The organism is Nitratidesulfovibrio oxamicus (genome assembly GCF_015731765.1).
In the GTDB taxonomy this organism is placed as follows: Bacteria; Desulfobacterota; Desulfovibrionia; order Desulfovibrionales; family Desulfovibrionaceae; genus Cupidesulfovibrio; species Cupidesulfovibrio oxamicus.
In genome coordinates this window covers 1-979 of sequence record NZ_VRYY01000644.1, presented here as the reverse complement: position 1 = coordinate 979, position 979 = coordinate 1, and the positions used below count along the sequence as shown (strand labels likewise).

Sequence of the window (979 nt, the reverse complement as noted above, 5' to 3'; positions counted from 1 at the left end):
GTCCGCCTGCTGGAACGGCTGTTCGCCGACGCGGGCCACACGCCCGCCGTCACCGCCGTGAAGTCGTGGACCGGGCATTGCGCCTCGGCCTGCGGCGCGGTGGAACTGGCCGTCCTGCTGGCCTGCGCGGCGGACGGATTTCTGCCGCCGGTGCGCAACCTGACCACGCCGGAGAGCGCGCGGCTGGATTTCGTGCGTCAACTGCGCCCCTTGCCCGCTTCCGGCAAGGGTTCCGTCGGCCTGCTGCTCAATTTCGGCTTCGGCGGGCAGAACGCCGCACTGGTGGTGCGGCTGTGACCCTTTTCCTCCACGCCCTCCCGCAGGACACCCCGGACCGCTTCCTGCTGCTGGATCGACTGGACAGTTGCGACGAAACCGGGGCCGCGGCCCGCCGCGTTTTCATCGCCGCGCCACCGTGGCAGGGCATGGAGGCCATGGCCCAACTGGCCGCGCTGCACGCCCGCTGGACAGCCGACTTCAGTCTGCACGCCTTTCTGCTGGCGGTGGAGGAATGCACCTGGCCGGACCACGTACCGGCAGCCGACATGCGCCACGGCATGTCAAACAGCACATCTAGCCGCACACCGGGCGCCACACCGGGCGGCGCACTGCACGGCACCCTGCACATTGGGGCCTGCCTGCTGGCCGAAAGCGATCGCGCGGCCACCTATGCGACCACCGTCACGCCCCTGACAACATTCTCCGGCGCGGACTCCGCGCCTGCGCCCCCCTGCATGGCCGCCACCCTGACCATAGGCCGCGCGCCCTACGACACACGCTTCAACGGCGACACACTCACCGCCCGTTATCGAGAGACCTTCGCATGGCTGACCAGAACCGCCTGACCGACGCGCATCCGTCCGGCACCGACCTGTCCGACACCGACCTGTCCGGCGCAACGCCCGCCGCCGCCCCGCCCCCGGCGTCTCCCGGCCTGCTGGCCGCGCGCCTGGCCCTGCGTGTGGAGGAACTGCACGCC

At 71.0% G+C, this 979-nt stretch carries 1 protein-coding gene and 1 pseudogene; both read left to right on the top strand.

What is annotated here, in order from left to right; translation table 11 throughout:
- Nucleotides 1-297 (top strand): annotated as a pseudogene (locus FVW20_RS16640) (beta-ketoacyl-[acyl-carrier-protein] synthase family protein); the annotation flags it as partial.
- Nucleotides 294-845 carry a hypothetical protein gene (locus tag FVW20_RS16635; protein ID WP_196610465.1) on the top strand — a complete coding sequence of 184 codons (552 nt, stop codon included), beginning with the start codon at nucleotides 294-296 and terminating at the stop codon, nucleotides 843-845. The pseudogene FVW20_RS16640 and the gene FVW20_RS16635, both read left to right, overlap by 4 nt.
- Nucleotides 846-979: the final 134 nt, after the last annotated feature.